This is a genomic window from Bacillus sp. Xin1, from assembly GCF_013314535.1.
In the GTDB taxonomy this organism is placed as follows: domain Bacteria; phylum Bacillota; class Bacilli; order Bacillales; family Bacillaceae_G; genus Bacillus_A.
The window spans coordinates 1-550 of sequence record NZ_JABUAE010000175.1 but is presented as its reverse complement, the minus strand read 5'-3'; the positions used below and the strand labels follow the sequence as shown (position 1 = coordinate 550).

Below are 550 nucleotides of genomic sequence, written 5' to 3'. Positions count from 1 at the left end.
TTCCATAATTGTCCTATGGTGTGAAATGAATCATCCTGGGAGAATAATATAAAATCTAATAAGTTAATGGTAATGGTTTTCCGAAGTGAACGATACGGCATCCCTTCTTGCATTTGGGATGTATAGAGTTTACTCCAGTAATATAAAGACCTCTTTACCATATCATGTGTGTTTCGTAATTGAATTTCAATATTAACTTGTGTTCCGTTATCTAGTGTTGCTAATAAGTCTAATATGGATAACTTATCATCTTCATAAGATTTATGAAGATGCGGATCTTCTAGTTGTAGAGATACAATAGGTGCATCTAAAGATTCTTCTAGGATGGCGTTTAGAAATCCAGTTAAAATCTCTTCGTTTCCCTTCGTTCCAAATAACTGTTTAAAAGCGAAATCAATCCGTAAATTTACTAATTTTGTGGACATGGGTTTCCTCTCCCTGTCTTTCTGTTCTTCTTACTATTTTATAATGTAATTCTTTATATAAGCAAATGCTACTTTTACCATTGTAGCTCCAATTCATCACAGTACACATCTAACTCCGTAAAACA

1 protein-coding gene is annotated in these 550 nt (G+C 33.1%); it reads right to left on the bottom strand.

The annotated features are described in order from the left end of the window. Nucleotides 1-425, bottom strand: a 425-nt coding sequence (locus HRG09_RS28375; protein WP_174104107.1) for an Rpn family recombination-promoting nuclease/putative transposase, incomplete at its 3' end; no start/stop codon positions are given. Nucleotides 426-550: the final 125 nt, after the last annotated feature.